27 protein-coding genes are annotated in these 21,794 nt (G+C 61.3%); 13 read left to right on the top strand and 14 right to left on the bottom strand.

Features of this window, described 5'->3' with window-relative positions; genetic code table 11:
- Window positions 1-383 precede the first annotated feature (383 nt).
- A complete protein-coding gene (locus tag A4A58_RS11085) occupies window positions 384-1,091 on the bottom strand; it encodes a hypothetical protein (RefSeq protein ID WP_068731895.1) in 708 nt (235 codons plus the stop codon).
- A 230-nt stretch (window positions 1,092-1,321) separates the two neighbouring features.
- Here A4A58_RS11085 and A4A58_RS11090 point away from each other — a divergent pair, with 230 nt between their 5' ends.
- On the top strand, window positions 1,322-1,651 hold the full coding sequence (locus tag A4A58_RS11090) for a DUF6949 family protein (protein WP_068731897.1): 330 nt from the start codon (window positions 1,322-1,324) through the stop codon (window positions 1,649-1,651).
- Window positions 1,652-1,699: 48 nt separating this feature from the next.
- On the top strand, window positions 1,700-2,230 hold the full coding sequence (locus A4A58_RS11095) for a gamma carbonic anhydrase family protein (RefSeq protein ID WP_068731899.1): 531 nt from the start codon (window positions 1,700-1,702) through the stop codon (window positions 2,228-2,230).
- Between the two features lie 124 nt (window positions 2,231-2,354).
- On the opposite strand, the gene A4A58_RS31135 is transcribed toward A4A58_RS11095, so the two are convergent.
- The 3 genes from A4A58_RS31135 to A4A58_RS11105 are packed head-to-tail and all read right to left on the bottom strand — an operon-like array spanning window position 2,355 to window position 3,068.
- Complete coding sequence (locus tag A4A58_RS31135; RefSeq protein WP_192855904.1) at window positions 2,355-2,528, bottom strand: hypothetical protein; 174 nt, start codon at window positions 2,526-2,528, stop codon at window positions 2,355-2,357.
- Window positions 2,497-2,775, bottom strand: coding sequence for a hypothetical protein (locus A4A58_RS11100; protein ID WP_068731901.1), 279 nt, complete (start codon window positions 2,773-2,775; stop codon window positions 2,497-2,499). Before A4A58_RS11100 ends, A4A58_RS31135 begins: the two co-directional genes overlap by 32 nt.
- 11 nt (window positions 2,776-2,786) lie before the next feature.
- Window positions 2,787-3,068: a hypothetical protein gene (locus A4A58_RS11105; protein WP_068731903.1), complete on the bottom strand. Its 282-nt coding sequence runs from the start codon at window positions 3,066-3,068 to the stop codon at window positions 2,787-2,789.
- 108 nt (window positions 3,069-3,176) lie between these two features.
- Here A4A58_RS11105 and A4A58_RS11110 point away from each other — a divergent pair, with 108 nt between their 5' ends.
- The 3 genes from A4A58_RS11110 (at window position 3,177) to A4A58_RS11115 (ending at window position 4,305) form a co-directional block, all read left to right on the top strand.
- Entirely contained in the window at window positions 3,177-3,473 is a 297-nt protein-coding gene (locus A4A58_RS11110) for a hypothetical protein (protein WP_068731905.1), read from the top strand.
- A 155-nt stretch (window positions 3,474-3,628) separates the two neighbouring features.
- The gene (locus tag A4A58_RS29640; protein WP_081421821.1) at window positions 3,629-4,000 is read left to right on the top strand and encodes a hypothetical protein; all 372 of its coding nucleotides are present in this window, start codon (window positions 3,629-3,631) and stop codon (window positions 3,998-4,000) included.
- 110 nt (window positions 4,001-4,110) lie between these two features.
- Window positions 4,111-4,305, top strand: a complete 195-nt coding sequence (locus tag A4A58_RS11115) for a hypothetical protein (protein WP_068731907.1) — start codon at window positions 4,111-4,113, stop codon at window positions 4,303-4,305.
- Between the two features lie 45 nt (window positions 4,306-4,350).
- On the opposite strand, the gene A4A58_RS11120 is transcribed toward A4A58_RS11115, so the two are convergent.
- The 4 genes from A4A58_RS11120 to A4A58_RS11135 all read right to left on the bottom strand — a co-directional run bounded on the left by A4A58_RS11120 (window position 4,351) and on the right by A4A58_RS11135 (window position 7,729).
- On the bottom strand, window positions 4,351-5,163 hold the full coding sequence (locus A4A58_RS11120; RefSeq protein WP_086937024.1) for a dienelactone hydrolase family protein: 813 nt from the start codon (window positions 5,161-5,163) through the stop codon (window positions 4,351-4,353).
- A gap of 289 nt (window positions 5,164-5,452) precedes the next feature.
- Window positions 5,453-6,076: a transglutaminase-like cysteine peptidase gene (locus tag A4A58_RS11125; RefSeq protein ID WP_068731911.1), complete on the bottom strand. Its 624-nt coding sequence runs from the start codon at window positions 6,074-6,076 to the stop codon at window positions 5,453-5,455.
- Between the two features lie 331 nt (window positions 6,077-6,407).
- Window positions 6,408-7,022: a PilZ domain-containing protein gene (locus tag A4A58_RS11130; RefSeq protein WP_068731912.1), complete on the bottom strand. Its 615-nt coding sequence runs from the start codon at window positions 7,020-7,022 to the stop codon at window positions 6,408-6,410.
- 149 nt (window positions 7,023-7,171) lie between these two features.
- Window positions 7,172-7,729 carry a PAS domain-containing protein gene (locus A4A58_RS11135; RefSeq protein WP_068731915.1) on the bottom strand — a complete coding sequence of 186 codons (558 nt, stop codon included), beginning with the start codon at window positions 7,727-7,729 and terminating at the stop codon, window positions 7,172-7,174.
- A gap of 579 nt (window positions 7,730-8,308) precedes the next feature.
- Between A4A58_RS11135 and A4A58_RS11140 the strand changes: the two genes are divergently transcribed.
- On the top strand, window positions 8,309-9,091 hold the full coding sequence (locus tag A4A58_RS11140) for a rhomboid family intramembrane serine protease (protein ID WP_244499733.1): 783 nt from the start codon (window positions 8,309-8,311) through the stop codon (window positions 9,089-9,091).
- Window positions 9,092-9,330: 239 nt separating this feature from the next.
- Window positions 9,331-9,759, top strand: coding sequence for a CBS domain-containing protein (locus A4A58_RS11145; RefSeq protein ID WP_068731919.1), 429 nt, complete (start codon window positions 9,331-9,333; stop codon window positions 9,757-9,759).
- A gap of 11 nt (window positions 9,760-9,770) precedes the next feature.
- On the opposite strand, the gene A4A58_RS11150 is transcribed toward A4A58_RS11145, so the two are convergent.
- The gene (locus A4A58_RS11150) at window positions 9,771-10,823 is read right to left on the bottom strand and encodes a patatin-like phospholipase family protein (protein WP_068731921.1); all 1,053 of its coding nucleotides are present in this window, start codon (window positions 10,821-10,823) and stop codon (window positions 9,771-9,773) included.
- Window positions 10,824-11,053: 230 nt separating this feature from the next.
- On the opposite strand from A4A58_RS11150, the gene A4A58_RS11155 reads away from it, so the two are divergent.
- Both A4A58_RS11155 and A4A58_RS11160 read left to right on the top strand, forming a co-directional pair.
- Complete coding sequence (locus A4A58_RS11155; RefSeq protein ID WP_068732097.1) at window positions 11,054-12,115, top strand: hypothetical protein; 1,062 nt, start codon at window positions 11,054-11,056, stop codon at window positions 12,113-12,115.
- 239 nt (window positions 12,116-12,354) lie between these two features.
- Window positions 12,355-14,823 carry a putative bifunctional diguanylate cyclase/phosphodiesterase gene (locus A4A58_RS11160; protein ID WP_068731923.1) on the top strand — a complete coding sequence of 823 codons (2,469 nt, stop codon included), beginning with the start codon at window positions 12,355-12,357 and terminating at the stop codon, window positions 14,821-14,823.
- 7 nt (window positions 14,824-14,830) lie between these two features.
- On the opposite strand, the gene A4A58_RS11165 is transcribed toward A4A58_RS11160, so the two are convergent.
- The 3 genes from A4A58_RS11165 to thrS form a co-directional block, all read right to left on the bottom strand.
- Window positions 14,831-15,397: a nitroreductase family protein gene (locus tag A4A58_RS11165; protein WP_068731925.1), complete on the bottom strand. Its 567-nt coding sequence runs from the start codon at window positions 15,395-15,397 to the stop codon at window positions 14,831-14,833.
- A gap of 124 nt (window positions 15,398-15,521) precedes the next feature.
- Window positions 15,522-15,734 carry a hypothetical protein gene (locus A4A58_RS11170; protein ID WP_068731927.1) on the bottom strand — a complete coding sequence of 71 codons (213 nt, stop codon included), beginning with the start codon at window positions 15,732-15,734 and terminating at the stop codon, window positions 15,522-15,524.
- Between the two features lie 4 nt (window positions 15,735-15,738).
- Window positions 15,739-17,772: a threonine--tRNA ligase gene (gene thrS / locus A4A58_RS11175; protein WP_068731929.1), complete on the bottom strand. Its 2,034-nt coding sequence runs from the start codon at window positions 17,770-17,772 to the stop codon at window positions 15,739-15,741.
- Window positions 17,773-17,967: 195 nt separating this feature from the next.
- Between thrS and A4A58_RS11180 the strand changes: the two genes are divergently transcribed.
- The 3 genes from A4A58_RS11180 to A4A58_RS11190 all read left to right on the top strand — a co-directional run bounded on the left by A4A58_RS11180 (window position 17,968) and on the right by A4A58_RS11190 (window position 20,510).
- Complete coding sequence (locus A4A58_RS11180) at window positions 17,968-18,564, top strand: ATP-dependent Clp protease proteolytic subunit (protein ID WP_068731931.1); 597 nt, start codon at window positions 17,968-17,970, stop codon at window positions 18,562-18,564.
- An 8-nt stretch (window positions 18,565-18,572) separates the two neighbouring features.
- Entirely contained in the window at window positions 18,573-19,277 is a 705-nt protein-coding gene (locus A4A58_RS11185) for a hypothetical protein (protein WP_139069834.1), read from the top strand.
- Between the two features lie 108 nt (window positions 19,278-19,385).
- Entirely contained in the window at window positions 19,386-20,510 is a 1,125-nt protein-coding gene (locus A4A58_RS11190) for an MFS transporter (RefSeq protein ID WP_068731935.1), read from the top strand.
- Here A4A58_RS11190 and A4A58_RS11195 read toward each other — a convergent pair.
- Window positions 20,507-20,833: a GrlR family regulatory protein gene (locus A4A58_RS11195; RefSeq protein ID WP_068732098.1), complete on the bottom strand. Its 327-nt coding sequence runs from the start codon at window positions 20,831-20,833 to the stop codon at window positions 20,507-20,509. The genes A4A58_RS11190 and A4A58_RS11195 overlap by 4 nt on opposite strands.
- Window positions 20,834-20,878: 45 nt before the next feature.
- On the opposite strand from A4A58_RS11195, the gene A4A58_RS11200 reads away from it, so the two are divergent.
- On the top strand, window positions 20,879-21,406 hold the full coding sequence (locus A4A58_RS11200) for a DUF3574 domain-containing protein (protein ID WP_244499734.1): 528 nt from the start codon (window positions 20,879-20,881) through the stop codon (window positions 21,404-21,406).
- On the opposite strand, the gene yidD is transcribed toward A4A58_RS11200, so the two are convergent.
- A complete protein-coding gene (gene yidD / locus A4A58_RS11205) occupies window positions 21,403-21,741 on the bottom strand; it encodes a membrane protein insertion efficiency factor YidD (protein WP_068731937.1) in 339 nt (112 codons plus the stop codon). The genes A4A58_RS11200 and yidD overlap by 4 nt on opposite strands.
- Window positions 21,742-21,794: the final 53 nt, after the last annotated feature.

Here is a 21,794-nt window from a genome sequence, read left to right on the forward strand (position 1 = left end):
CGCACTCGGGAGGCCTTGGGTCACCGTCCGGCCCCACTACGGGGGTCTGCCACTCATGCTGGCTGGACGTGGCATTGGTGAACGGCGGGAAACCGTCGGGATCAGCGGAGTGCGGAGCTCTGCGCCTTTGCCCGGAAGAACGGTCCCGGGGACAGAAATCGCCGCGGTGGCGCGCCGTGAGGCGTTGCGCGGTTGCAGCTTGCCGGCGTTCCGGTGGAGCGGATCGCGATAAAACCACCCTTTGCGCCTCACGGCGCGTCGCCGCCCCTCATCTTTCCGAGGGGCACTGCTCATACCTCGGACGCGCAAGCGCCGCGAGAATGCGAAAGCGTGGCTGTTTGACAATTACATCCGATGATCGACGCAAATGACGCCGCGAGCGATCAGCGCAGCCCGCTGAGCTGCGTGGTCAGGCGATCCATGGCGTTGCCGACATCGCGCCATTGCTCAACCCAGCTACGTGGAAAGCGAAAGATGAGATCGGCGCCGCCGATGCGGCGTTCGCTCATGCACATGCCGGGCGTGGCGCCGTCGCGCGTGCAGCGCGCCACCAGCGCCGGCGTCGTGCCGAGAAACAGATCTTCATTGCTGTAGGGCGAGTTGTCGCGGAATGGCTGCGTGGTCAGGCCGTCTTCGCTTGATGTCGCGCGGTCGATATAGCGCGGATAGATCGTGCGCAAGCGCGTGTCCGGCGAGGTCGCATCGTGATGCGCCGAGATCGAGACGAAGATGCGATCGATCGGCTGTGCGTTCTCATCGAAATTCTCGACGCTGACATGCCTCGGCAGGTTGCTCGCTTCGAGCGACGGATAGACATAGCTCAGATCGACGCGTTCCTGCGGCCCTGAATGTTTCTGCACCTTGCGGCGAAAGGCATGCGTCGGGACGTTGAACAGGGTGGCGCCCACGCTTACCGGAATGCGGTCGGGATCGCCGGGCTTCTGGCTCTGCCAGGTGGGCCACAACAGATACGCCACCACGGCGATAGCGGGGGCTGCAAGCGCTGCACCGATCAGCATCGGCACGACGTGGTTGCGGCGGTGGCGGCGCCGCGGCCGCGTCGTCGGGTGGGTCGGAAACAGCAGAGACATGCGCACGCTAAATTGGAACTGGGACGGTGTACCGGGTGGGCGAATCAACCGCGAATATGCCAGCCGATGGTTAACGGCCTCGCGCACCTCGCCGCAGGCGGTATCCGGGAGCCATGCACCGCGCGCGGTTCCCGACCGTGCCGTTAACCCTTTATTAACGTTATGCTGGCGCGGAGCTTCGCATTTTGCGATGCAGGGGCGGTGTTTGTATGTGTCGTGAAAGAGCTTCGATGTCGCCGGATGCGTTGAATTCATTTTTCCAGCTATGCATTGGCTTCGCGCTCGCAGGCGCTATTGCAAGCGCCTATCAGGCCTTCGCCAAACGTCCCCCGAGCTTCAGCCTGCTCCAGCAGGGGCCATCCCCTGAAGCCTTCGCAGCCGTGCCGCTGCTCGTCTTCACAGCGCCTTTCATCATCATGCGCAACACCCTGCGCAACGGCGCGGCTGAGCAGCATCGCGTTCAGTTCGTGATGATCGCGACAGTGCTGGCCGGCCTCTGGAGCCTGATGTCGGGCACCTTCATCGTGATGACGCTGGAAGCGCTGGGCATACTGGCCTAAGCGCAAGAATCCGTGGCAGTGTCTTCCGCAAAGGGAGACCACTCAATCATGGCAATCTACGAACTCGACGGGCAGGGACCGGATCTTCCGGCCAGCGGAAATTACTTTATCGCCGACACGGCCGATGTGATCGGCAAGATTCGTTTGCTGGAGCAGGCGAGTGTCTGGTTCGGCGCGGTGCTGCGCGGCGACAACGAATGGATCGAGATCGGTGAAGGCTCCAATGTGCAGGACAACTGCACGTGCCATACCGACAAGGGCTTTCCCCTGATCATCGGCAAGAACTGCACCGTCGGTCACAACGTAATCCTGCACGGCTGCACGATTGAAGACGGTGCGCTGATCGGCATGGGCTCGATCGTGATGAACGGTGCGAAGATCGGCAAGAACAGCATCGTGGGCGCCGGCTCGGTGATCACCGAGGGCAAGGAATTTCCGGAGAATTCGCTGATCATCGGATCGCCGGCGCGCGTCATTCGCACGCTGTCGCCGGAGCAGGTGACGGCGATGGGCAGCGCCGCGCGATTCTATGCGGCGAACGGCCCGCGCTTTCAGAAAGGTCTCAAGAAGATCGGCTAGAGCGTTCTCGAGCGAAGTGGGTACCGGGTCGCATCAAGAAAACGCGTCTCAACAAAAAGTCAGAGCCTCGGGTCTGATTCTATCAGAACCGAAAGGGCTCTCGTTGCGATCGCACGCAGCGCGATCACGTCCCTTCGGACTCGTTGGCTTCTGTCTCGCAGGCCACGCGCTCGTGGCCGGCGCTCCATAGCGAATGCTCCTCGCTGCCATCCTGATAGGGATTGGCCTCGGCAGGAATACCCTCGCTGGCGGCACGCTCGCCTTCCTCAAATGGATCTTTTTGCGGATCGTTTGGCATGGGCCTTCTTCCTTGCTGGACGTGACGGGGCGCGGCGCATCGCAGTGTTGCGGCTTGCTGCGGATGATGGACCGGCGGCTTTCACGCTCTTGCGGAGCGCATCCTTGAGATCGATCGGAACGCCGTGCTTCTTCAGGAGGTCGGCGAAGGCTTCATCGGCGAGTTCTTGCGTCGTTGCCATGCGATCGCGACCGAGCTGGGTCAGCTTGTCGAGGGTCTCATCGTCGAAGTCGATCAGCTTGCGCATGAGGATATATGCTAACTGAGGCCCGGCTTGCGCCAGCGCGATCGCTTGCGCGTCGGGTCGAATACTTTCTCCTGATGGCGATGCAGCGCCTGTGCAACGCCGAGCCGCGCGAAACTGACAGGGCCGCCGTAGTCAGCCGCCTCGATCAGGCAATGCATCGCGGTTTGCCACTCCTTTGCATCGTGTTCAGATGGTGACAGCTGTGTGATGTAAGCGCCGGCGTCGCGCAGCGACACCAGCGTGTTGCCGTCGGGCAATTCGATCGGTTCGCGAAACGGCTTGTCCCAGGACACGCAGGCTTCTCCTCGGCAATGTCAGGGATTCAAGCCGCCGGCGCCAAATTCGTTCCCGCAACGGAACCCGTTTCCGCTGGTCTCGTTGAACGCCAAAGGAGATTTCCAATGGCGTATTCCTCGAAACTCATCGCGACTGCAACGGCTGCCGTCCTGTTGTCGTCAGTCGCGGCGTTCGCCCAATCGGGCGGCGCAGGCGGCGGCGCGACAGGTGGCGCTGCGGGCACCAATAGTGCAGGCACGGCGAATGCGAGCGGTGGACGCGCCGCGACCGGGATCACGGCAGGCGCGAGCGGGACCGGACAGGCGTCGCCCGATGGCAAGCCGGCGACAGGCGATGCAGCGGTCGATGCGCAGGATCGTGCCGTCGATCGCAAGGTGAAGAGCATCTGCAAGGGGTGCTAGCGCAACGTTGCGCGACAGGCGTTCAGCAACACACCGTAACCGACAGTCGCGAACAAGTGACGGCTATTGATCGTCGCACCGTGGCGGTTCATGAATGAAAGAGCTACCTATCTGACAGGGGCGCGCTGTGAGTGACCCGTGACGGAGTGTAGTTGATGTTACGCAAATTGGTGTTTGGTCTGATGACCGTTGCCGCAGTCGCACTGATCGCCCCGACAGCCGCATCGGCGCGCGGTGGCGGCGGCCATGGTGGTGGAGGTTTTCACGGCGGAGGAGGCTTCCATGGCGGCGGATTTCACGGCGGTGGCTTCGGCCGTGGATTTCGCGGTGCTGGAATAGGATTGGGATTTGGCCTCGCCGGCGCCGGCCTTTATGGCGGTTACTACGGCTACGGCCCCTATGCGTATTACGGTGGGTACCCCTACGCTTATGGCGGTTATGATGACGAAGGCGGATGTTACATAACGCGTAAGCGCGTACGGACACCGGCTGGATATCGGGTGCGTCGTGTCGAGGTTTGTGACTGATTGACCTTGAGCGACGCCACCTGATTACCTCGTCGGCTCCAGCATGGCTGTGCTGGAGCTACATCATGGCTGGTTAGACTGTCTGGTACGCGTTTTGCTAAATCGAAACGATGACCATGACCCTCGATATTTCAAACCTGACGCTGCTGTTTGTCGCGACCGTCTTTGCGCTGGCGACGGCTTTCGTCTGGATGTTCTGTGAGTTCGAACGCCGGTTCGGGAAGCGGTTGACGGCGATTGCACTCGTGCGCTTCGGCTATCGGCCCGACGGCACCATCGACCGAAACGCAAATCGCCGCGACTAGCGCGGCGATTTCGTCAGTTCGTTTTTCTTAGACGGCAGTCTGAGATCAGCCCAGCACTTTGTACTTTGTCAGCCAGGCCTGCATCTGCTTCCACGCGTCGTCAGCGGCTTCCTGCCGATAGCTTGGCCGGTAGTCGGCATGGAAGCCGTGCGGCGCACCGGGATAGATTTTGAACTCGGCGGTCTTGCCGGCCGCCGTCAGCGCCGCCTTCATCGCTTCGACCTGCGCCACGGCGATGCCCGTATCCGCTTCACCATAGAGGCCGAGCACCGGTGCCTTCATGTCGGGCGCAAGCTGCGTCGGGCTCTTCGGCCAGACCGGATTCGGCGCATCGACCAGCGGGCCGTAGAAGGCCACGGCGGCCTTCAGCGCTGAACTATAGGCGGCATATTCCCAGACATTGCGGCCGCCGCGGCAGAAGCCGATCATGCCGAGCCTGTCGGTATTGCCGCCCTGCGCCTTGGCGAAGGTGACCGTCGCATCGAGATCGGTTATCAGCTCGGCATCCGGCTTGGAATTCACCAGCGGCAGCAACTGCGACATCTCGGTGATCTTGGTCAGATCGGTGCCCTTGCGGAAATAGTAGTCCGGCGCGATAGCGAAGGTGCCGAGCTTGGCCAAGCGCCGGGTGACGTCCTTGATGTATTCGTGGAGGCCAAAGATCTCCATCGCCACGATCACGACGGGCGGGTTTGCGACGCCCTTGGGCCGGGCGAAGTAGCCGGGCATCTCGCCGTCGGCGACCTTGATCTTGATGTCGCCGGCGTCGAGCCCCGTCGTGTCGGTCTTGATGACCTCGGCACGCACGGGACCGGCAGCCAGAGTATAGCCGGCAGCGACGGCGGCCGATGCGGTCATGAAGCCGCGACGTGACAATGGTGCGACTTTGGTGAGGCCGATCACGTCAGCGTCAAGCGTCTGGGCGTCGAGGATAGGCTCGGCAGTCATGGACTCTCTCCGGTGAAAAGTGCGCGCATTGAGCAGAGAAATTCGGCGAGGGGCAAATCACTGGAGCGCGAGAAGTCGCCTGACCATCACCCCAAAAAGTTGCGGCCAGCTCTTGGGGGAGAGCTGGCCGCGCGCGATCCGGTCTGGGACGGGGAGGGGTGGGGATGTGACCGGGTCGCGTGTCTCGAATTCGTGTTGTTTAGCGATCCCGCGCGCTGGCCGTAGCCACTGCAGGACGGTTGTCGCCGAGCGAGACCCACACATTCGGATCGCTCTGTGACTGACGTTTGACGAAGCGGTAGCCGGTCTCGGTCCAGGCGAGGACGTTCTCATTCTGGTTGTCCAGAACGTATTCGCCCTTGTCCGTCTTCACCGTGAGCACGGCGTGGCCTTCGCCCTTCTTGTCACGCACCACGGTGATCAGCAGCGCCTCACGTGGCCAGCCTGCTTCGATCAGCATCTTGCGCTTCAGGAGCACATAGTCTTCGCAGTCACCGTAACCGTCTGATGGCAGCGACCACTTTTCGATCACGCCCCAATGATCCATGTCGGTCATTGGCTTGATGGTCTCGTTGACCCAGCGATTGACCCGCACCAGATCCTTCCACGCAGTCTGCGTGATGACGATGTCACGTGCTTGCGTCGTACCGCCGCGGCAGTCGGTCGGATTGTCTGAACAGAATTCGACCCAGCCGATCGGTGCGCGCGTGCTGTCGCCCAGGCTTGCGTAGAGTTTTTCGTTGCCGGCACGTGCCGACGAAGTCACTCCAAGAAGGACTGCTAAAACGGCCAGTCCGAAGTATCGCCCCTTGTTACCAAACATTGTGGCCCCCGTTTTCTTGTTGGGACCATGTTTCGCACAAAGGATTTTCGTCGCCGCTAAATCGCTCAAGTACAATTGAAGCGATTACAAGTAAAAGGCGCGGCGAATTCGAACTATACTTGAATCGAATGCGATTCAAATTTTAGCTAATTGTATTTGATTCAAATTTTACGCGTTAATGGCTTGAATGCTGCAATTCAGGAACTTGCGTGTGCAAAGCGGCGTGAAATTAACCCCTCGCGACAGAGTGCAGATGACGCGCAACGGTATCCGCTGACGCGGATAGCGCCTTCAGGACATTGAAAAACGAGGATCGGGGCCGTTCGGCCGTTTACCGGGCGTTGACGCTGTCTTCGAGCGTCTCTGCCAACTGCTCGTGGAAGAACTCCAGAGCGAAGCCTTCCTCGAGATGGCGGACCACGCGGGACTGGATTCGGCCAAGCATGACAATCGAGTTCAGCGGCGGACGCTTCTCTGCCGCAATGGCGGCGCCGGACAGCGACAGGTCGATAATGCGGCCGTTCATCTGGACGCCATCCTCGAGGGTGAGGAGCACCATCGGATTGCGCGGCACGATACGGTCGTGGCGGCGGTCCTCCGGCAGATTGAGAATGTCGCGGTTGGCAAGCCAGGTGAGCTGGGCCGCCAGCTTGTCGCGCTTGCGCGGCGTCGCGCCCACAGTCATGGCGAAACCGTTGTCGATGATCCGGGTGACTTTACCTTCGACGCGGCCGATATGGTCGAGATAGGCGATGACGCGGTCGCCCACATTGCCGATGCCGGGACCGAGCAGCGCGAGGCCGCCGGGCGACATATTGATGACCTGGCACGGAAATTCGCGGCGATCCGGCAGCATATAGCGGCCAAGCAGGTGCACTTTCACCCGCTGAAAGCGACGGCGTTCTTCTGCAGACGGAAGAATCGATTTTGTTTGCGCGAACGCCATCAGTGCCGTGCCGGTGATGCGGGTCGAGTTTCGACCGACCCTACGGCCCGCAGGGTTAACGCCGCGTTAGCAAATACCGACGTGGCGCAACCAGTTGGCGTGATTGTTCTGCGCGACACTTAGAATGTGCGAGGCGCGCAGAAAGCTACTCAGCGCAGCCCTTCATAGACCATCAGGCCACGGGCAACCTGCAGTTTGCGCAGGGCGCGCGGCGCAAAGCGCTGCGGCTGGTGGGCGAGATAGCGAAACGACGTCAGCTGGAATGCGCCGAGCCGACCGCGGACTTCATACATGGGTGCCAGCAGCCCGGTCAGGCTGATAGGGGAATGCGCGCGCGTCGCGAATGGCAGCAACAGCAGTTCCAGATGCGCCTTCTGGCCGAATTCGGTCATTGCGGTCACGCCTGCGACGGCGACGAGCTGCTCCTCGGATACGACGGTGATCATGTCCCGGATCTCTTCGCGACACTCGGGCGCGAACAGCAACGGAAACGGCTGGTTCTTCAGGTCCCGGCCGAGCAGGGCACAAACTCTTGTGCCCGCCACGCGGAACGGGAATTCGACGGGCTTGTCATAGGACAGCACGAAGATGTCGCCGAGCAACTCGCGGACGGGGCCGGGTTCCAGCTCGCTCCGATCGGGAGCGCGCGCAAAACCGCGTTTGTCGTCCCAATAGGCGAAGAACGCGCGGCTGGATGGATGTTTCATTCGCCTGATCCTGACCCGGCTTGCAGTGGATCGGGGACATTTCTGTCCCGAATCCATCCACCGCTCGCCGCTACATGTTGTGCAGATCAGTCATTGCAGCGTCCATGCCGAAGGCGCGTTTTCCACCGCGTTCGGGCGGGTATCCGCCGTTAAGGTTAAGTTTACTATGATTTTTAGGATTTCATTAACCGTCCGGTTTCGTCGTGGGTGGGCAGGTTCGCCGTTAACTTTAAGTTAAGCATGCGCTTGGCAACGCCGGGATTGCCGGTAGTCTCCTGCTCACTCCAGAGCGGAACGGACTGTCTCCAGCAGTTCGTGACGCGCTTCGATAAACAGGTGGCTGAAAACAGAATTGGTCGTCACGCGAGGAGGGGTGGGGATGTCGGCTTGTCCGGCACACCGGGACATCCATCCGCGGGAAAAGATCAAGAGGGACCCGGGAGAGCCTTTCTCAGAGGCTCTCCCTTTTTCTTTTCAAGCGGGTTTGCTGTCCTGCGGCGATCCTGAGCTTGCACCGCACCGCCAAAGCCGACTATCTGGGGCATCGCTCGCCAGAGCTGCTGACAGGCCGTTATTCCCTTGGACACATTGGCTTCCCCCGCTCCTCCGCGTGAACCGATCCTGACCCTGCCGGGGGCGCTGACGGCCTATGTCGGGTTGCTCGCCGCGATCCATATCATCCGCATGCTGCTGCCGGTGGATCTGGAATACTGGACCATCGAGGTCTTCGGCTTCATTCCGAAGCGCTACGACCAAACGCTGCTGTCGATGCCGTTTCCCGGCGGCAATGGCGCCAAGGTTTGGACCTTCGTCACCTATTCGCTGCTGCACGCCAATCTCAGCCATATCGGCTTCAATGTGTTGTGGCTGCTGCCGTTCGGCAGCGCGCTGGCACGGCGCTTCGGCGCGGTCCGCTTCTTCATCTTCATGGCGGTGACGGCTGTGGCTGGCGCCGCTGCGCATCTGGTTACCCATGAACACGCACTCGCCCCGATGATCGGCGCATCGGCTTCGGTCTCCGGCGCGATGGCGGCGGCCATCCGGTTTGCCTTCGTGCGCGGCAGCTTCCTGTCGTTCAACCGCGGCGATGCCGATGAGGCGGCACGTGTGCCGGCGCTTCCGCTGCTGCGTGCATTGCGCGATCCGCGCGTGATCGGATTTCTGGCGGTCTGGTTCGGCGTCAATATCATCTTCGGCGTCGGCTCGATTGCGATCGGCGCGGAAGGGGCAAGCGTCGCGTGGCAGGCGCATATCGGCGGCTTCTTCGCCGGGCTGCTGCTGTTTTCGCTGTTCGATCCCATTCCGAGGTTGCAGCGCACGGGTTCGCAGACGTCGTCTCGGGACATGTCCGACCTGCATTGAGCGCTACCGGCTTCTTGCGAGGCCGACGCATTTGATCCATCATCAAGTATTCGACAGGTGACTCACGTTGGCAGGTTCGGCCCTTGAGGTCGATCCCGTTCCCGGCGCGAATGGTGTGTCAGTTCGATCACCACATCTGAACGACTGTTGAACTGGCGCTGTCACACTGCATCTGTCTGACGACCCAAGAATGAAAGACCGCGCCCGACAAAGGGCATGGTTCGACTTAGGAGGCGACAATGACGGTACGTGCAATTCTCGATTCCAAAGGCCACCAGATCATCAGCGTTTCGCCGAACGATAAGGTCTCGTCGGTGGTGCAGATGCTGTCACAGCGAAAAATAGGTGCTGTGCTGGTGATGAGCCATCACCACATCGATGGTATCCTGTCTGAGCGTGATATCGTGCGGGTGATCGGAGAGCGCGGCGCCGCGGCGCTGGATGAAGACGTGAGCGCCGTGATGACGCGCAAGGTCATTGGCTGCAAACCAGCTGATACGGTTGGTGCAATCATGGAAAAGATGACGACCGGAAAATTCAGGCATCTGCCCGTTATCGAGGACGAGAAGATCGTTGGCCTGATCTCGATCGGTGACGTCGTCAAATTTCGCTTGCGCGAATTCGAACGTGAACAGGAAGCGCTGCGCGAATATATCGCGACGGCCTGAGGCCGCCGTGCTCAGCTCTGCGAAGTGGTCGGCTTCTGCGCAACGACGGGCGCAGGCGAGTTTGCCACTTCGGGGGCGAGGATTTCGATCGCTTCTTGAATGGACTCGACGGCGCGTTCTGCGGCACGCGCGCCGAGCGTGATCATTTCTTCGGCGCGGTGGAAATCGAACCAGCCGATGCGGCCAACGCGCGGTGCGATCAGGAGATCCGGCGGATCGCCGGCAAGGCGCGCGCGGGTGATGCGATCCTGCATGATGTTGAAGGCATCGACCATTACGGTAGAGATGCCCGGCCGTCCGCCGCCGCCGAAGAATTCGCGCTTCATGGTGCGCTCGGCCGAGAAGAACTTGCTGAAACCGCGCTTGGGCTCTTCGACTTCGATGATGGGCTCGGCCACTTCCGGTCCCGTGCCATGGTCGAAAATCGTGGTCGAGTGGCCAAACACGTCATTGCTGAGATTAGCTGCGATGACAATCTCCGCACCCAGCGCGCGCGCCGCCGATACCGGCACCGGATTGACCAGCGCGCCGTCGACCAGCCAGCGATCGCCGACCAGAACCGGAGAGAAGATGCCCGGCAGCGCATAGGACGCGCGCATCGCATCGACCAGGCGACCATGAGTCAGCCAGATTTCATGACCGGTGCGAACTTCGGTGGCGACGCTGGCGAATTTCAGCGGGAGATCTTCGATCAGTGTATGGCCCAGCGATGCTTCGAGCTGCGCGGCCAGCTTGTTGCCGCCGATCAGGCCAGAACCGTTCAGGCGGATGTCGAGATAGCTGAGAATATTGCGGGGCTGCAGACTGCGGGCCCATTCCTCGAGCGTATCGAGGTGGCCAGCGGCGTAGGATCCACCAACTACGGCACCGATCGACGTGCCCACCACGACGTTCGGGACGATGCCATGAGCAAGCAAAGTGCGGAGGATGCCGATATGGGCGAAACCGCGCGCCGCACCGCCGCCGAGCGCCAGACCGATGATCGGACGTCGAACGCTGCCCAAACCAGGCTTGTCGCGACCGTTCGCGCCATTCTGGCCGCGCCCCATCAAAATCTCCAGCACACAAAGCCTCCTCGACGCAGCCGATATTAAATGCAGCGGCGCCATCATTCCAGACGGTAGCTAATTCATGATTTATGTCGCGTTTGCGAGGTTTAGGCACCAAATGTGACTGCAGAGCGACCCGTTACCGCATGGTACACCTGTTCATGGGGCCTCACGCGATTGTGGGTCTGGCCGCGAGACAGCCGTCAAGGCTTGAATTTGTCACGTTTTCGGTGAAAAGCATGACCATGACTGCATGGGGCCATGATTTGCGAACATCCGGCCGGAGCGGACGGCTGGCTATGATGCTGGCCCTCGCTCTGCTGCAGGCTGTTGCCTTGCCCCAAACCGCATCCGCGCAGTTCTTTTCGGACCGCCCGGCACCGGTTCCGCCGGGCTCGATCCCGGATGTCCCATCGGGTCCGGCCATCAGCCTCGCGCCGCCGTCCGGTCCTGCTTCCACCCCCCTGTTGCCGGCGCCGCTGACGCAACCGCCGGTCGCCAATGTCGCACCGCCCGTGCCATCGCCGGTCCAGGCTCCAACGGGGGCCGCACAGGGCGTGCTGGCGCTGACGGCGCGCTATGGCAAGGATATGCCGGTCATCAATAGTGGGCTGGTCTGGCGAGTCTATTCGGATCGACCGGACGAGACGGGGGCCTTCAAGCTGATCCGCGAGGATCGCGGCGCGACGCCCAACATCGTGCTGCCGCCGGGCAGCTATGTGGTCCATGTGGCGCTGGGCCTTGTGAGCGCCGTTCGTCCGGTGACCATCAAGTCCGAGACCGATCGTGAAGCGTTCGTGCTCCCTGCGGGCGGATTGCGGATCGAGGGCCGCGTCGGCACCTCGAAGATTCCGCAGAACCAGATATCGTTCTCGATCTACAAGGGCAGCCAGTTCGAAGGCGGCGAGCGCACGCCGCTACTGCCGAGCGTTCCCGCCGGCGATGTCGTGCTGCTGCAGGAGGGCACCTACTACATCATCTCGAATTACGGCGACGCCAATTCGGTAGTGCGCTCGGATATTCGCGTGCAGGCGAGCAAGCTCACCGACGTGACCATCACGCATCGTGCGGCTGTCATCACCATGAAGCTGGTGAGCGACAAGGGCGGCGAGGCCCTGGCCAACACCGCATGGTCGGTGATCACGCCGGCAGGCGACGTCATCAAGGAATCGATCGGCGCATTCCCGCGCGTCACGCTTGCGGAAGGCGAATATCGCGCTATCGCAAAGAATGAAGGCAAGGTGTTCGAGCGCCCCTTCAACGTCGTGAACGGCGTCGATGGCGAGATCGAAGTCGTCGCGCGCTAACTGCTGCTCGCAAGCTACCCAACAATCTTCCAGAACAAAGATTTCGTTGCAGACAACACGCTTCAAACGCGAATGAATTGTCATGCGCGTGTCATGGTCCTGAATCGCCAACTAACCATCGTGCCAGTTTGTCGCGTTATAACAGGTCGTTGCCGTCCGCGGCCGCGGAACGTTTACATGACGTTAATCCCCATGGCCCGAATAGCACGTATCGCTACAAGTGTTCCGAAGGGGATGTCGTGACCGCGGCCAGACAGTTATCCGGAAGCCCGGACGTCAAGTTGTTCGACGACATTCCCGCCTTGCAACGCAAATGGCGGGCGGCCGTTCGTCCCGGCCAAATTCTGCCCGGCTATGAAGAAGTGATGCTCGGCAGTCTTGGGCGGATGGCCGATCACATCGTCCTGCTGAAGGTCGAAGGTGAGACGCTCGAAGTGTCACGCAGCGGCCGCTATGTGCAACAGTGGCTGGGCGACGATCGCTGGGGCATTCCGCTCGACGTGCTGGCGCCTGATTGCGTGCGTGCGCTAACGGAAGCCGCGAACTGCGCGTTGCAGGCCAACAGGCCGCATCTGATGGTGGCGCATTGTGTGCGTGACGGTCTCGTCCACACCTATGACATTCTGGCGCTGCCGACAGCGTCGCGTTGGGGTGGCCGGTTGGTCGGCGTCTATGTCAACGAGCAGGGCACCCGTTACAATCTGGTCGATGCGATCTTCTCGTCGACGGACGAAGGCATCGTGTCGCTTGCGGCAATCCGGGATTCCGCAAGCCAGGCTTTTGACTTCCAGATCGTGCATCATAATCAGGGCGCTTCGCGCCTGCTGAAAGTATCACCCACCGACCTTCAGTGGCGCAAGCTGAGTGCAGGCGGCCACGCATTGTCGCTGCCGAGCGTGACGAAATGGCTGCTGTCCATGATCGCCAATGGCCAGAGCGGTCAGCTCGAAATCGACAGTGATGATCGCAACCTTCGGCTCAGCGCGACAGCCTTCGGCGATCTCGTGTCCCTCACGGTCTCCGACGTCACCGACATCAAGCGCCGCGAAGCTTCGTTCCGGCTGCTGTTCGACAGCAATCCGATGCCGATGTGGGTGTTCGATGCCGAGACGATGGACTTTCTCAGCGTCAATGACGCGGCTGTCGCGCATTACGGATACGATCGCTCCACTTTCCTCCGCATGCAGCTCAAGGAAATCTGGCCGCGCGATGAATGGGAGCTTCACACGCGCGCGTTGATGCAACTCGGAGATATCTATCAGTCGGATCGCAACTGGCGTCACCTGAAGGCCGACGGAAGCGAAATCGAGGTGCTGACCTATGGCCGCCGCCTGATGTTCGAAGGCCGCGACGGATTCCTCGTGGCTGTCGTCGACATCACCGAGCGTCGCAAGGCTGAGGCGCGCGTGGCGCATATGGCGCATCACGATGCGCTGACGGATTTGCCGAATCGTGTTTTTTATCAGGAGCGTCTGGCTCAGGCGCTCGATCACGACGATCAGAGCAAGCATGTCGCGGTGCTGTGCATCGACCTCGACCTGTTCAAGAATGTAAATGATTCCTTCGGTCATCCCATGGGTGACCGGTTACTGAAAATGGTCGCCACACGAATGCGCGCCGAGGTCCGCGGCAACAATCTCGCAGCCCGGCTCGGCGGCGACGAATTTGCCGTGGTGCTGGCAGCCGATATCACACCGAACGAAGCCAACGATTTTGCCGCGCGGCTGATCGAGATCATCAGCGCGCGCTATGACATGAACGGCGTCGAGGTCGTGATCGGCGCCAGCATCGGTATCGCCATGTCGCCGGGCGATGGCGATACCAGCGAAGAGCTGATGCGCAATGCCGATATGGCATTGTACCGGGCCAAGTCCGAAGGCGGCGGTGTGCATCGCTTCTTCGAGCGCGAGATGGATCGCCAGGCGCAGAAGCGTCGCGATATGGAGCTCGATCTGCGTAGCGCTTTCGCTGACGGCGACTTTGAATTGCACTACCAGCCATTGGTCGATCTGGCCGCAGACCGCATCACCGGCTTCGAAGCGCTGCTACGCTGGAAACATCCCGAGAAGGGCATGATCTCGCCGGCGGATTTCATCCCGGTCGCCGAGGATATCGGCCTCATCGTCACGCTCGGCGAGTGGGTGCTGCGCAAGGCCTGCGCTGAAGCCGCCAAGTGGCCGGACGACATCAAGGTTGCGGTCAATCTCTCGCCGGTACAGTTCCGCAGCCGCAATCTGGTGCAGGTCGTGGTTGCCGCGCTGGCTTATTCCGGCCTGTCGCCGCATCGCCTTGAGCTGGAGATCACCGAGTCGGTTTTTCTTGCGGAAACCGAAGCCAACCTGGCCATCCTGCATCAGTTGCGCGCGCTGGGCGTCCGCATCTCGATGGACGATTTCGGCACCGGCTATTCCAGCCTGAGCTATCTCCGGAGTTTTCCGTTCGACAAGATCAAGATCGATCGGTCATTCGTGAAGGATCTGATCGAGCGGCCGGATTGCGTTGCCATCGTGCGCGCGATCTCCGGGCTCGGTCGCAGCATGAACATCACCACAACGGCTGAGGGCGTCGAGACGATCGATCAGCTGGACTGGCTGCGCGCGGAAGGCTGCAACGAGGTGCAGGGCTTTCTGTTCAGCCCTGCGAAGCCAGCATCGGAAATCGAGAACCTGCTGCGCCGGTTTGGCAGCCAGGCGTCCCAGGCCGCGTAAACCCGGTTCAGAACCGGGTCACGACGTCCTTGAGTTCTGGCCGCGGCCGGTCCTCGATCACCTTGTCAGGCTTGCCGCCAATATGGATGAAGCCCGCCAGTTTTTCATTGGCGGCGAGGCCGAGACCTTCGAGCACGTCACGGTCATAGACCATCCAACCGGTCAGCCAGTTGGCGCCATAACCCATGGCTGTGGCGGCCGATACAATATTCATGCAGCTCGCACCTGCGGACAGTTCCTGCTCCCATGACGGAATCTTCGGATGCGGCTTGATGATGCTCACTACGCCGATCACCAGCGGCGCTTCCGTCAGCTTGTGTTTCTGCGCCTCGATATCTTCGACCGGTGCGTCGGGATTCTTCCGAGCGAACACGGTAGCGATGACGTTGCCTGCGCGTTTGCGGGCGTCGCCCTCGAAAATGATGAAGCGCCATGGCGCCAACTTGCCGTGGTCCGGCACGCGTGCCCCAATGGTCAGGATGGTTTCGAGTTCGGCGGATGAGGGGCCGGAGCCGGTCATTTCGCGCGGCTTGACGGAGCGGCGGGTCTTCAGGAAGTCGATGATGTCGGGCACGGGCAGTTCTCACAGATGAGGATGCAAAGAATTTGCAGGAATTGAATGACCGCTTACCACGCGAAAAGGCCCGCCACGAGGCGGGCCCTGCTGATTTAGACGGATTGTGACCGCGCGTATCCGCTTAGCTGACCGTTTTGTGCTCCGGCATCTTGGAGGCACGGTCCAGCAGATCACGGCCCAGATCCTCCAGGACGGCCCGCGAGGCCAGATAGAGGCTATGGCCACGCTCCGTCTCGAATGCCAGCGCGACCACGTCCGGCCGGTTGGGATCGGCGATCAGCTGATAGGACCGAAGCGGATAGGCTTCGATCTCGATCTCTTCATCGTCGCTCATCGGCTCAGCCCTCTGCCAGTGTGCGCTTCACGTCGGGCGGTGTCGCCTCATCGACCAGTGCGGCAAGTGCTTCCTCGAGCGAACTCACCTTCTGGCCATCGCTGCCGAGACGACGCACCGAGACCTGGCCGGTTTCGGCTTCCTTCTTGCCGACGACGAGCAGAGCAGGGATCTTGGCCAGCGAGTGCTCGCGGACCTTGTAGTTGATTTTTTCGTTGCGCAGATCGATCTCGACGCGGAGGCCAGCCTTGCGCGCGGCCGCGGCGACGACCTTGGCGTATTCATCGCCTTCCGAGGTGATCGTGGTGACCACCACCTGCACCGGCGACAGCCAGAGCGGGAAGTTGCCGGCGAAGTGCTCGATCAGGATACCGATGAAACGCTCCATCGAACCGCAGATCGCGCGATGCACCATGACCGGTGCCTTCTTCGAGCCGTCGGCGTCGATATAGAACGCACCGAAACGTTCCGGCAGGTTGAAGTCGACCTGCGTGGTGCCGCACTGCCAGTCGCGGCCAATGGCGTCGCGCAGCACGTATTCGAACTTCGGTCCGTAGAACGCGCCTTCGCCCGGGCTGATCTCGGTCTTGATCCGGCCGCCGGACTGGCTCTCGATTACCGACAGCACGGTGGCCATCACGCGTTCGGCGTGATCCCACATCTCGTCGGTGCCGACGCGCTTCTCTGGCCGCGTCGACAGCTTGACCACGATGTCGCCGAAGTCGAAGTCGGAATAGGTCGACAGGATCAGATCGTTGATCTTGAGGCATTCATCGGCGAGCTGAGCTTCCGTGCAGAACACATGGGCGTCGTCCTGCGTGAAGCCGCGCACGCGCATCAGCCCGTGCATGGCGCCCGACGGCTCATAGCGATGCACGACGCCGAACTCGGCGAGGCGCAGCGGCAGGTCGCGATAGCTCTTGAGGCCATGCTTGAAGATCTGCACATGGCCGGGGCAGTTCATCGGCTTCAGCGCAAACCAGCGCTTGTCCTCGGCTTCGTCGCCGGCGGACTGCGCGGCGAACATGTTTTCGCGGTACCACTCCCAGTGACCGGAGGTCTCCCACAGCACCTTGTCGAGGATCTGCGGCGCGTTGACCTCGCTATAATCGCCATTGAGACGGCGGCGCATGTAGGCAATCAGCGCCTGGAAGATGGTCCAGCCCTTGGGGTGCCAGAACACGACGCCCGGGCCTTCTTCCTGGAAGTGGAAGAGGTCGAGCTCGCGGCCCAGTTTGCGGTGGTCGCGCTTCTCGGCTTCCTCGATCTGCTTGAGATAAGCGTCGAGGTCTTCCTGCTTGGCGAAGGCCGTGCCGTAGATGCGCGTGAGCATCGGATTGTTGCTGTCGCCACGCCAATAGGCGCCCGCCACCTTCATCAGTTTGAAGGCGTTGCCGACCTTTCCGACTGACGTCATATGCGGGCCGCGGCAGAGGTCGAACCAGTCGCCCTGGTAGTAGATCTTGATCGGCTCGTTGCCGGGAATGGTATCGACCAGCTCGACCTTGAAAGCTTCGCCCTTGTCGCGGAACACCTGCTTGGTCTTCTCGCGATCCCAGACGTCCTTGGTGAACGGTTTGTCGCGCGCGATGATCTCGCGCATTTTCTTCTCGATCGCGCCGAAGTCCTCGGGCGTGAACGGCTCGTTGCGGAAGAAGTCGTAATAGAAACCGTTCTCGATCACCGGACCGATGGTCACCTGGGTGCCCGGCCATAGCGTCTGCACGGCTTCGGCGAGCACGTGCGCCGCGTCATGCCGGATCAGCTCCAGCGCGCGGGGGTCGTCGCGATTGATGAAATCGATCCTGGAGTCGGCATCAATCGGATCGGAGAGATCCGAGACGGTGCCGTCCAGCGCCATGGCGACGGTGCGCTTGGCCAGCGACGGCGAGATGCCCTTGGCGATCTCGAAGCCGGTCGTGCCCCTGGCGAATTCGCGCTTGGCGCCGTCCGGGAAAGTAACGGTGATGTTGTTGGTTTCGGCGGGGGTGAGGTTGGCGAGGCCGAACTTGAATCCCGAGCCTTCATTCTCAGTCATGTCTTCTCTCCTGTGGCTCACTCCTGCACACGGGCGCAGGTAAGCAGGATCGGAGGGATATAATAGAGCGAGGTCCTTGCGCAACAGCCATCGTCTGCAGCGGAAAACCTCGTCTGAAGTCAGCCGTTTACCACCTGCATTGGCCTTGCTAGGCTGAATTGTGTTTTCCGGATCATGCACGTTCGGCTGGCTTTGATGATTCTCCGCACTTTGATCTTTATTGCCTTCGCAGCCAGCCTTGCTGCGTTGCCAAGAGGCTTGTCTGCCGCACCCGTGATGCCGGCCTCGCCGGGCCATTCGCCGAAGCTGCTCATCTACGTTGCCAAGGGGGCTCCCCATGCATGCGGGCCCGGCTGCGATCGCTGGATTGCGGTCGAAGGCGCGGTCGATACGGAGGCGGCGGCCCGGATCCGTAAGTTCCTGCGCGGCGTGAAGGACACCGGCCTGCCGTTCTATTTCAACTCGCCAGGCGGCGAGGTTCGGCAGGCTTTTGCGATTGGCCGCATGCTCCGTGCGCGCAAGGCGATCGGCCGCATCGGCCAGACCGTGGTTTCCGGATGTGCGGGAGCGCAGAGCGACGGTGCGTGCCTGAAGATCAAGGCGGGAGGCGGCGAGATCGAGGCCCGTATCGTGATGCGCAACGCGATGTGCAACTCGTCCTGCGGCTATCTCTTTATGGGGGCGCGGCTACGCGTGAAGTCCCGCTCGATTCAGCAATCGCCGTTCATGACAGCAAGCTGTTTACGGAATTTCACGGACATCCAACCGCCGCGCAGCGTCAGCAGGCCGTGAGCCGCCTCATGAGTCAGGCTGATCGCGACCGGGCGGCCTTTGTACGGGAGATGGGTATCGACCGCGAGCTCGTCGATCTCATCAAGACCGTCAAATTCGAGAGCAAGCACATTCTCACGCGGTCTGAAATCTACCGCTTTGGTATCGATACGCGGTCGATGATCGAAACCGGATGGAACGTTGAGACGGCGCAGCGGGCCGTCATCCGCAAGTTTGCCATGATGAAGCAGGGCGATGGTCGTTCGTTTCGAGCCATGGAATGGCGCTTGTATTGCGAGAGCAGGGATCGTGCCCGCCTCATGTTCTTGCGCGAATTCGAAGCCGACGCGGCAGTCACGAGCACCATCGCCATGACCGCAGGATCAGACAAACCTCCGGCATTCGGCCGCTACCCGGCCCGGCTGGGAGCTTTCGAAGCATGGACCGCCGTGATGACGGCCAATGAGGTGAAAGCACTGTTCGCGGTGCCGCGCCTGCAGATCGGTGAAAGCGCATCGGTCGTCGAGGGCCCTCCCAGTCAATCGATGTTTGAAATCGAGACCGGCGGTCTTGAGACGGCGTGGATGCAGCTTGCTGCGACCTGTGCGACGGCGCCGGGTGTCGCTGCGCGCGCCGCCGCATCAGCTGCATCCGGCCCGATCCCGCATATTGTCCCGCCTTCCGAAAGCTTCGCTGCACCGAGTCCCGGGTGGGGCGCTTTTGTCCCGAAGTAGCAAGTGTGGGACCCATCCATGCGGATGTGATGGTCTCGCCGTGGTTGCGCTCAAGAGGCTGTCTGTTAACAAGTCCGCGTGACCCGCCCTTACGCCCCCACCGCACTCATGATCGGCAATTTCGTCACCGGCATTGGCCTGCTGGGGCCGACGGCGATGCTCGGCGAGCTGTCGGCGGGCCTTGGCGTCACGATCCGCGAAGCGGGGCTTTTGATCACCTTCGGCGCGGTGATGCTCTGCATCTGCTCGCCCTTGATGTCGTGGCTGACCAGCCGGGTCGAGCGAAAACCACTGCTGCTGGGCATCATTGCGGTGGTGGCAGCGGCCAATCTCGCTTCGACCTTTGCGGCGAATTACGTGGTGTTGCTGGCGATCCGCCTGGTGATGTGCGTTGCCGCCGCGCCTTACACGCCGCAGGCTGCGGGCACAGTCGGGATGCTGGTGCCCCCGGACAAGCGCGGCAGCAGCGTCGCTTATGTGTTTCTCGGCTGGACGCTGGCGGCTGCGGTCGGTCTGCCGCTGGTGACCTTTATTGCCAGTCGCTACGGCTGGCGCGAGGTTTACGCATGCGTCGGTGTGATGAGCTGTCTGAGCTTCGTGCTGCTGGCGTGGCGGTTGCCCCGCGGGCTGTTCGGCATGCCGGTCGATCTCAGCACTTGGTCTTCGCTGGCGCGCAATCGTCTGGTCGTGCTGCTGCTGGTTATCACGACGCTGCAGATCTCCGGGCAGTTTGCGATCTTCACCTTCATGGCGCCGCTGCTCGAACGGCTGGCGGGGGCAGGGCACGATGCGGCAGCATCCGTCTTCGCGATCTACGGTTTCTGCGGCTTCCTCGGCATCATGACTGCGACCCGGATCGTCGATGGCTGGGGCGCGCTCAACACATCCATTCTGTCCACGTCGCTGGTGCTGGCGGGAATGTCGGTTTGGACGTTCGGTGCAGGCCTGCTGCCGGCAATGGCGCTTGGTGTTGCGGTCTGGGGGCTCGGTTTCGGCGCCATCACCTCGATGCAGCAGGTGCGGCTGATTGGAGCTGCACCATCGGCCGGAGCAGCATCGGTGTCGCTCAATACGTCGATGCTCTATGTCGGCCAGGCGATCGGATCGGGGATCGGTGGCGCGCTGTTCGCCGGCGGATACTTCCACGCCTCGGGATTTGTCGCGATGGGATTTTTGGCGACGGCGCTGGCGGCGATCGTGTTCAGCCGTAAAATGTCGGGACGTGTCGCCTAGTCGCAGATGCGGGTCAGTTGCGCCTTGAACGGCACACCGGGCAATTGCAGCGCACTGCCTTCGAAATCGAGCAGGTCGCCATTGACGCGACCGGTCAATGCCAGTGTGACACCTTCAAAGCCGAACACCGACTTGAAGCTCTGATCCGGGTTGAAGCGTTTCGATGATACCTTGACAGAGATCGTCTCGCCTCTGTTTTGATAGTTGCCCATGAAGGCGAAAGCGGAGTTGCCGCCGCGCAGCTTTCCGCCGATTGCATAGACGACGCCGGTCCCGGTGCCATGAATGGTGTGAAAATGTACTTCGTATAGGCCGTCTTCCACCTGCGTGCCCCGGGCAATGATGTTGAGTGAAGATGAATTGGCGAGATGAAGTGGCCGCACCCTATGGTATCAAATGTTGTTCAACAATCCCGCCGGCAGACATTTCGTAAAAATAGCTTTGATAATTTGAGGTTCGGCGTGCCGCGACATATCCGCCAACTGTTCTCCGCATGCATTGCTACATTAACAGTCAGTGTGCTGATGAGCGGCTGTGCATGGCTGCCGCCGCAAGCGTGTCTGCCGCCGTCGCGCATCATGGTGTCTGCGGAGATGATCTTCGGCCGCAACATTGGCGATCGGCCTGGTATCAGCGAATCTGCATTTGCAAATTTCGTCGCAAGGGAAATCACACCCCGCTTTCCCGATGGTCTCACCGTCATCGATGGAGACGGGCAGTGGCGCGACAGCGCTCGCAATGTTGATGTCCGCGAAAGGGCAAAGGTCGTTCTGATCACCTTCGCCGACGACGCTCAGAAACATGCCGACCTCGTTGCCATCGCGGAAAGCTATAAGCGGCAGTTCAGTCAGCAGTCCGTGCTCACGAAGGTCGGCAATGTCTGCGTAAGCTTCTAGTTTGGGCTGTCGTTGACACCGCGCCAGCGCGCGTAGCGCCACGGTGTATACCAACGGGCATCGGGCGACAGCTTGGCCGGCACGTTGTCGATACCCGAAGTGCCCCATGGCTGGCAGCGGAGCAGCCGCGCCAGTGTCATCCAGCCGCCAGCCCACAATCCGTGGCGCTCGATCGCTTCGTCGCCATAGACCGAGCAAGTCGGAAGGTGACGGCAATTGTATCCGACGAGCGGAGACAGCGTGTGGCGGTATATCCAGATCATGCCGCGACCGGCATTGCGCGGCAGCCGTTGAATAGTACCGGCGCAGTTCGGGCACATGGATGAATGTTTCATGGTCGGATTGCTATCAGATCAGCCGGGTTTTGCCCGGTTCCTTTGCATGGAAC

The sequence above is a fragment of the Tardiphaga robiniae genome, from assembly GCF_001618955.1.
GTDB lineage: Bacteria > Pseudomonadota > Alphaproteobacteria > Rhizobiales > Xanthobacteraceae > Tardiphaga > Tardiphaga robiniae_A.